Origin of the sequence: Oceanobacillus sp. AG, from assembly GCF_009746545.1 — a bacterium.
Lineage (GTDB): Bacteria > Bacillota > Bacilli > Bacillales > Amphibacillaceae > Oceanobacillus > Oceanobacillus indicireducens.
The window spans coordinates 1-8,060 of sequence record NZ_WOWT01000055.1; the positions used below are offsets into that span (position 1 = coordinate 1).

Consider the following 8,060-nt stretch of genomic DNA (forward strand, 5'->3'; position numbering starts at 1 on the left):
ACTCGTGTGCTAACTAGAGTCCATTCTGCATTTTCTTTCGTTCTAGCCAGCCTTTTATTGGTCGCTAAAAGGACATGTAGATTCTTCACTTGGTTTTCATAGAACTTTTGACGTTACCTGTTATTGATTAAGTCTAATCCTAGCACAGGGGGACACGTCTGTGGTTACAGCTTGTTTAAGAGGTTATTACAAATAGTCACAATATATTAAAAATTGGATAAATATTTATCAATTAGTTCTATTTTCTTTTTTTAAACATATAAGAACCATCTCTATCCTTCACTCTTAGGATATGTCACGCATTTAATCGTAGTTTACCACTAACGGCGAACTATGGGTATATCAAAACGTATATCTATGGGGAGGAAACTCAGTTTCTTCACAGCTTTAGAGAGAGGCATACATTATCGAAATTACGGAATCATTGAATTAAACAGACTTGCTAGCCGACCTTACCAAAAAAAGATTAAGCCGCATGAAATAATTGCGGCTTAACCTTTTCATAGTGTTCCTTCACCGTGGAATCATCTATTCGGAAATACAGGTCTAATCACTGGAAATGAATGTACACATTCTATTTCAGAAACTCTACCGGTTCGTCCTTTCGTTCATTGATCACTTGTATAAACTGGTCCATATTTTCTGGAGCGATGATTGTAAAATCACTGGAACCATAGTATACGTAATAACGTTCTTTGGAAAGAGCAGCTGAGGCTAATTGAGTATTAGTTTTTTCGATTTTTTTAATGGTTTCGAGCTCAATTCGGCGTTTAAATGGGCCAATATGAATAATTAAATAATCATTTGTTACAAAGTAAAATGTTCGGTACCAAAACCATAAAATGACAATGGCGAAAATCCCAAATATCAAAGAAAAGATTAAACTTGCGGCGAGTCCTGCTTTATGGTAAATCGGTATGAATAGTCCAAGTGATAGTCCTAAGAATAACAGTGCCGATCCCCAAATTATTATTCGATAAGTTAAGTCTTTGTTTGCATTGAACTTCAAAAGTTATACCCTCCGATCTAATTTTAATTAGTGAAACAGCTTAGTCTTGAGATAACATTCTCAATCAAAACAAAATAAAAAAGCTCAATCTAAAAAACGGCTACGGATTTCTCGAGAAGGTATAGCGCAACTATCCCTTTTCCCCAAAAATTTACCTGTTTTTTGCGATGATTGAGTAAACTGCATTCCGAATCGGTTTAGGAATAATGAGTAGTATCGTCAGTAGTTTCCAAGGACATTTTAAATGTCTACATATCCGAAGAGCAGCATCCGACTTTAAAAACACTCGATCGTCTTTTATCAATACAAAACTATCAACATCCAAAGGTAACTGGTGTTTTTTCAGTAAGGTTTGACCAACTTCACCTTGCAATGAAGCAAATTTGAAGTAATCATACGACTCTCTTTTAATGATATACTGAATGCTTTTATTACAAAAATTACATACCCCATCGAATAGTATTATGGCTCCTAAGTTCAGCTCTCCTTCTTGTAGAAAACTTTATTTCCCGACACCATTTTATATTCTGAATTTTAATTATATTGTACCAAGAAATGGTGCTAATGTCATTCAAAAAGCACCTAAATTTCGTACAAATAAATGTACCTTTATTCAGTTCCAGATGCCAATGTTGGCGTCCAACAAAACAAGGCAAATTAAAACAAGTTTTATATTGGTTATCGTAAGCATTCTACTGTATGCCAAACACCATGTAACCGTCAAGTAAAAATGAACACTTTTCGCAAAATAATTTTGGACCTAAATTAACTTAAATTGTAATATTAAATAAGATTTACCTAACATAATAATAGAGACCAATATTCAGTTTACTCCTGATTTGTCTAGAGTTTTTTCGAAAAATGTAAGTTGATGCTCAATCTGAAACCCCAGTCTTTTATATAGACGAATCGCCTTCGAATTGTCAGATTGGACACATAGAGTAACTTCTTCTATGGATGGAAATGTAAAAAGCCATTCTAAACCTTTTGCAAGAAGAGAAGTCCCCAAACCTTTGTTACGCACCAGCGGAGTTACACCAAAAAATTCAATACTTCCTTCTCCAAACTCTGGCTCTGCCTCAGTGTAAAGATATCCTAGTAAATTACCATGTTCGTCTACAGCACCAAAAACAGTCGATGTTTCACTCAATCCATCTACCATTTCAGTACCAGTTAGGTAAGAATTAGGAAAAATTTGGTTGTGTAACTTTATCAATGAACTATAATGTTCACTTATTAGCGGGATTACATTGTCATTATTTACTCTTCTAAAAGATTGTTTGGAACAAGTTAAAATGGTCTCTTTACTAACAGAATCAAAAGAATATCTATTAGCCAAATCAACTACCATTAAATTATGATTATCCGGAAATAAGGAGACAGTCTGTATGGTATTCGGAATTTCTTTAATAGTTGATTCCCATAACAAATTAGATACCTTTAATGCATCTGCGTGGTCTACGAATGGTCCCCATATTTCGGCTTTTCCCCTTTCGTTATCAGCATCAAACCCACAGACTCCAACAACCTTATCGCTTTCCGTTGCTATAAAAAATGATTCACGTGCAGGTATATCTCCAAAGTCTTCCTCCAATGTATTAAAAATTTCATCCATCTTTTTCCCACAATAACCAATATGGTGTTCTAAATTTGAATTTAATCTGGAAATAAAGGCTGCAACATCTGCTAGTTTCGGATGACGTTGAATCTTTATCATATGAAAACCTCCCAAACTTTATAAAATGTAAGTATTTGAATCAGTTATGTCGACTAACCTATGAAAATCAGACCTTAAACAAGCGCTATTTAAGGTTGTATAATTGGAGATAAAGCTTCTTATGCTCACATCATCCCAGACGAACCGGATGAAGCCGAAGACATATTCGAAGATGTATTACAGTCGAGAAGAAAATGAGGTTGTTAGCAAGGTTTTAACAATTGGTAAAATTTAGGGGCATTCGGAATCTGTTACACTTAAAACAAAAGGTCTGTACCTCTTGATATACAAGGGATACAGACCTCTATTCTATAGTGATTCCGATTGGGCTCGAACCAACGACCTCTACCCTGTCAAGGTAGCGCTCTCCCAGCTGAGCTACGGAATCGTTATTTTCAACTGCAAGATTTAGTATACAATACAATTATATTTCCTGCAAGCGAAACTTAACATTTTGTACTATTTTATGCTTGAATATCAATTTTCCCACCTAAATTTGGGTGACTTGCATCTGGTGCACTTACACTTTCGTCCAACATTTCTAGCATATCACCAGCTTGAACTTTCCCTGTATCCATCATCATCCTCATAACCGATAAGCTTGCTTGCTGTTTTACTTGGGCTTGGCTTAATACTGTAGAAAGCTTTGCAATATCCATTTTCCTACCCCTTTCTCTCTAAATCCTTTAACTCTATCTATCATACCATATCTATGAAAGTTTCCAAGTCTCTCTTTCAATCAATTTGACAGCTAGGAGTAAACGAGAAGCTCTAACTGTATCGAACCCGAACCAACGACCTCTACCCTGTTAAAATAGCGCTCTTCCAACTGAGCTATGAACCATCATTCTAATCGTATAGTTTATGTACTGACGTGCATTTTTTGCATAAGAATTAAGTATTCTGTTCCCCTTTATTGCCTATTGCTGAAAATGTTTTTACATACAAAGGTGATAAAATCATGAGCGTGAGCGTTACTAGTAATCCGTCAGACATTAAATCTATAAAAGTCCCATTAATCACAATGATGGATAGTAAAATCAAAACAATCAGGAGATAAACATAATCATATCTCATTTGTTTAAAAATAGGAGGTTTCATGTAAATAATACAGAAAATACCCACCATTACTAGCATGAATGCCATTTTTTCACCACCTTGTTCTAGTGTCGGAATACTTGTATTGTAAACACATTATTTGACTCACAGTTTAACTTAAAAAAACGGAAAATCAATTATCTCCAAACACCCCCGCAAAACTTCGACACCCGAAATAAGATACTGGATAATTACCTACTAACACATTATAATAATTAAATAATTGTTATTATTTTACTTACTTGGAGGGTCAGCGTTTGAAAAATGTTTTTTCCTTTTTAAAACCATATAAAACATCCATTATTTTAGCATATATTTTTATGTTTTCTGAACTTATGATTGAGCTTCTCCTCCCTCTCTTTCTCGGTCTCATGATTGATCAGGGGGTGCTACAAGAAGATGTTGGGAAAATTACGATGTGGGGAGGAATCATGATTGGACTTGCAGCTTTATCCTTTATCGTTGGAGTGTTGAACTCATTCTACTCTTCTCATGTCAGTTTCGCCTTTGGTTTTGATTTGAGACAGAAGCTGTTCGCCCGCATCCAATATTTTTCCTTTAAAAGCTTAAGTAATTACCCTACTTCTGCACTTGTGACACGATTTACGAACGATATCCGCCAGATTCAAAATATGATCTTCATGGCGCTTCGTATTATGGCAAAAGCCCCGTTCCTTGTGCTTGGTGGAGTGACGATGGCATTTATTGTAAATGCTCGCCTTGCAATGATCTTTCTTCTGACCGTTCCTTTACTCATTCTCTTTTTATTCCTCGTGATGAAGTATGCTAGTAAGATGTTTTCTAAAGTACAGGCGAATGTCGATCACGTCAACCGAGTCATGCAGGAGAATCTTGCAGGTATGCGGATTATTAAAGCGTTTGGACGCCGGAATTTTGAAGAGATGCGTTTCATGGGGGCAAATAACGACCTTGCTATTTCGACAAAAAAGACTTTCCGTTTTGTGGAATCCACGATGCCTATCCTTTTATTTATTATGAACTTGAGCCTTGTCTTCATCATCTGGTTCGGAAATATCCAGTCGCTCGCCGGGAATGCTGCGGTTGGAGAAGTTGTTTCTATCGTCAATTATGCACTCCGGGTGGCGATGGCGATTTCAATGTTCTCCTTTATTATCATCATTCTTTCGAGGACAAAAGCATCGGCAGAACGGGTGAATGAAGTGCTGACATTAGAAAATGAAAGTGAATCAGAATATGAAGTAGATAGAACGCATGATAACATTGAGATTAAGGACGGTACAGTGGAATATCGCAATGTTTATTTCCAATACCCTGCTTCAGATGAAATTATTTTGAACGATATTTCATTCACCATCCAATCAGGAGAAACCCTTGCGATTATGGGTACTACCGGATCCGGGAAAACATCGATATTCCAACTCATGCCTCGGCTATATGATCCAACTAAAGGACAGGTGCTAATTGACGGTCGGTCTATTGATTCCTATCCCTTCGATACCTTAAGGGATAGTATCGGATATGTGCCACAGAATCCGCTCCTTTTCACCGGAACCGTTCGGGATAATATCGTTTGGGGAAAAGTCGGTGCGACTGACGAAGAAATGATACAAGCTGCGAAAGATGCACAGATTCACGATACAATCATGAGTTTACCTAAACAGTATGACACGAGAGTCGGGCAAAAAGGAGTGAATCTCTCCGGTGGGCAAAAACAGCGGATTTCGATTGCCAGGGCGCTGATCCGGAAACCGAAGATTCTCATGCTTGATGATAGTACTAATGCCCTAGATCTTGCTACGGAAGCTAGATTGATTGAGACTATTGAAGCATACAACTGTACAATAATGATCATTACTCAAAAAGTTTCCACAGCAAGGACTGCAGATCGGATTCTATTAATGGATGAAGGTGAAGTGCTTGCAATGGGGACACATAATGAATTGATTAAACAATCCAGGCTCTATCAACAGATTGTGGAATCCCAGCACGGAAAGGAGTATGCACATGTCGAATAAGGACTGGAAGGCTCCCTTCCACTATGAGAAAATAAAGCTTGATTCCGTCCAGATTGATAAAGACAAACGGGCGAAAAATATGGGGGCTACCCTAAAAAGGAATTGGGCATATCTCTCCCGGCAGAAAGGGATGCTTTTTCTCGTCATCTTAATGGTGATATTTAGTTCTGGTCTCGGTTTACTCGGTCCCTATCTTATTGGAATGGCAATTGATGATTATATTGTGACCCAGGAAACAAACGGACTTGGAACACTGCTTGTCGGCTTGATTTTTGTTTTCCTTTTTCATTCACTTGCTATTTTCTTACAGAACTTCTGGATGATTGGAATTGCCCAGAATACGGTTTTTGACTTGCGAAAGGATTTATTTGAACAGTTCCATCGACTGCCGATTTCTTATTTTGATAAACGTCAGCACGGGGAATTGATGAGCCGGTTAACAAATGATATTGATAACGTCAATAACACACTCAATCAATCGGTAATCCAGATTTTCTCGAGTGTTCTGACGCTTGCTGGCACGCTAATTGTTATGCTGATACTCAGTCCCATTTTAACGGTTGTCACGCTCGTTATTGTCCCTCTCATGTTTTACGCGATGAAATGGATCACTTCCCGGACCGGGCCGCTCTATAAACTACAACAAAGGCATCTCGGGGAAGTCAATGGTTATGTAGAAGAAATTGTTTCCGGCCAGCAAGTTGTAAAAACATATTCCCAGGAAGATAAGGTCATTCGGGCTTTTGAAACACGAAATGCGGAACTGAAGCGGACTGGTTTCTGGGCGCAGATGATTGCCGGTCTCACTCCGAAGATCATGAACATGCTGAATTTCTTAAGCTTCGGGTTAATTGCCCTTGCTGGTGGCTTGCTTGCGATCTATAGTAATCAAGAACTTGTCACGGTCGGGATTATCGTAATCTTCACCGAATATGCTAGACAATTTACCCGTCCTCTGAATGAGCTTTCCAACCAATTCAACATCCTTCTCTCCGCGATTGCCGGTGCCGAGCGGGTCTTTAATGTAATGGATGAGGAAAAAGAAGAACGAGACGAAGAAAACGCAAGAGAGCTAACTGAAACGGCGGGACATGTAATATTCGATGAAGTCCAGTTTGCTTATGAAAAGGAAACTATCATCGATCGGGTAAGCTTTGAAGCGAAACCTGGAGAGACGGTTGCTTTTGTCGGACACACGGGTGCCGGGAAAACGACGATTATTAATCTTATTTCCCGTTTCTATAATTATGATGCAGGGAAAATTACACTGGACGGCGTTGATATTAAAGATATTACAAGGAGCAGTTTAAGAAAACAGATGGCATTCGTTTTGCAAGATACATTCCTTTTCCACGGAACAATCCGGGAAAATATCCGTTACGGAAAGCTTAATGCAACGGATAAAGAAGTTGAGCAAGCTGCAAAAGATGCGAATGCCCATGATTTCATCACGAAACTTCCAAATGGATATGACACGATTCTTGATCAGTCCGGAAGCGGTATTAGTCAAGGACAGAAACAATTACTCACGATTGCCCGCGCGCTGATTGCGAGTCCTTCCATTTTGATTTTAGATGAAGCGACAAGTAATATTGATACAATTACAGAACTAAAAATCCAAGAAGCTCTTACACGGCTTATGGAAGGAAGAACGAGCTTTGTTATTGCACACCGGCTAAATACTGTTAAAGAAGCAGATACAATCATCATGCTCGAATACGGCAAAATCATTGAAAAAGGAAGTCATGATGAACTCATTAAGCAGAAAGGCGCTTATTATAACCTTCATGAAAGCCAGTTGCTCGAACAAGCAAACTAAGGATTAGAACAAGCCCTTCCTACGTGGTACTATAAAGTTAACATCTTAACCTTCGCAGCTTGAACAATAGATCTGAAGCGACTATCACTTTCATTCAGCGTAAGTGTGTGCAACTTACTTCTGGAGGTCCGCAGTCCAGACACCTCTCGCTTTCCGCAGGCGGCTGGTGAGCCTCCTCGGGCTGGCGCCCTGCGGGGTCTCACCTATGCCTTTCCTCCTGCAGGAGTCTCGAGGTGTCTGGACTGCTCCGAGGGGAAAGCCAAATTTGGAACACTATTTTTCATTTTAGGAATAGAACGCTGATCTTAGGGTGATAGTTTCCATTCATAATAATCATCCCTACCAGTTCAGTTTCCCGGAGGACGGTGACTCCTGCGGGAAAGCGGAGACGATGAGACCCCGCAGGAAGTGCTTTTCTTC

7 protein-coding genes and 1 tRNA gene are annotated in these 8,060 nt (G+C 38.8%); 2 read left to right on the forward strand and 6 right to left on the reverse strand.

Annotated features, from left to right (window positions below):
- Nucleotides 1-574: 574 nt before the first annotated feature.
- The 6 genes from GN217_RS18185 to GN217_RS18210 all read right to left on the reverse strand — a co-directional run bounded on the left by GN217_RS18185 (nt 575) and on the right by GN217_RS18210 (nt 3,872).
- Nucleotides 575-1,009 (reverse strand): PH domain-containing protein, encoded by a 435-nt coding sequence (locus tag GN217_RS18185; protein ID WP_156858055.1) that lies wholly within the window; start codon nt 1,007-1,009, stop codon nt 575-577.
- Between the two features lie 151 nt (nt 1,010-1,160).
- A complete protein-coding gene (locus GN217_RS18190; RefSeq protein WP_370459821.1) occupies nt 1,161-1,490 on the reverse strand; it encodes a thiol-disulfide oxidoreductase DCC family protein in 330 nt (109 codons plus the stop codon).
- 342 nt (nt 1,491-1,832) lie between these two features.
- On the reverse strand, nt 1,833-2,726 hold the full coding sequence (locus GN217_RS18195; protein WP_156858056.1) for a GNAT family N-acetyltransferase: 894 nt from the start codon (nt 2,724-2,726) through the stop codon (nt 1,833-1,835).
- Nucleotides 2,727-3,041: 315 nt separating this feature from the next.
- Nucleotides 3,042-3,114: transfer RNA gene (locus GN217_RS18200), tRNA-Val, on the reverse strand.
- Nucleotides 3,115-3,190: 76 nt separating this feature from the next.
- Nucleotides 3,191-3,385, reverse strand: coding sequence for a YjfB family protein (locus GN217_RS18205; protein ID WP_156858057.1), 195 nt, complete (start codon nt 3,383-3,385; stop codon nt 3,191-3,193).
- 235 nt (nt 3,386-3,620) lie between these two features.
- On the reverse strand, nt 3,621-3,872 hold the full coding sequence (locus GN217_RS18210) for a hypothetical protein (RefSeq protein ID WP_156858058.1): 252 nt from the start codon (nt 3,870-3,872) through the stop codon (nt 3,621-3,623).
- A gap of 209 nt (nt 3,873-4,081) precedes the next feature.
- On the opposite strand from GN217_RS18210, the gene GN217_RS18215 reads away from it, so the two are divergent.
- Together GN217_RS18215 and GN217_RS18220 are read left to right on the forward strand one after the other, a co-directional pair.
- Entirely contained in the window at nt 4,082-5,821 is a 1,740-nt protein-coding gene (locus GN217_RS18215) for an ABC transporter ATP-binding protein (protein WP_156858059.1), read from the forward strand.
- A complete protein-coding gene (locus GN217_RS18220; protein ID WP_156858060.1) occupies nt 5,811-7,640 on the forward strand; it encodes an ABC transporter ATP-binding protein in 1,830 nt (609 codons plus the stop codon). The genes GN217_RS18215 and GN217_RS18220 overlap by 11 nt, the downstream gene beginning before the upstream one ends.
- Nucleotides 7,641-8,060 lie beyond the last annotated feature (420 nt).

Bases quoted from the DNA above. Each gene is read 5' to 3' on its own strand.
- GN217_RS18195 (WP_156858056.1), bottom strand. From the start codon at position 2,726: ATGATAAAGATTCAACGTCATCCGAAACTAGCAGATGTTGCAGCCTTT.
- GN217_RS18220 (WP_156858060.1), top strand. From the start codon at position 5,811: ATGTCGAATAAGGACTGGAAGGCTCCCTTCCACTATGAGAAAATAAAG.
- GN217_RS18205 (WP_156858057.1), bottom strand. From the start codon at position 3,385: ATGGATATTGCAAAGCTTTCTACAGTATTAAGCCAAGCCCAAGTAAAA.
- GN217_RS18210 (WP_156858058.1), bottom strand. From the start codon at position 3,872: ATGGCATTCATGCTAGTAATGGTGGGTATTTTCTGTATTATTTACATG.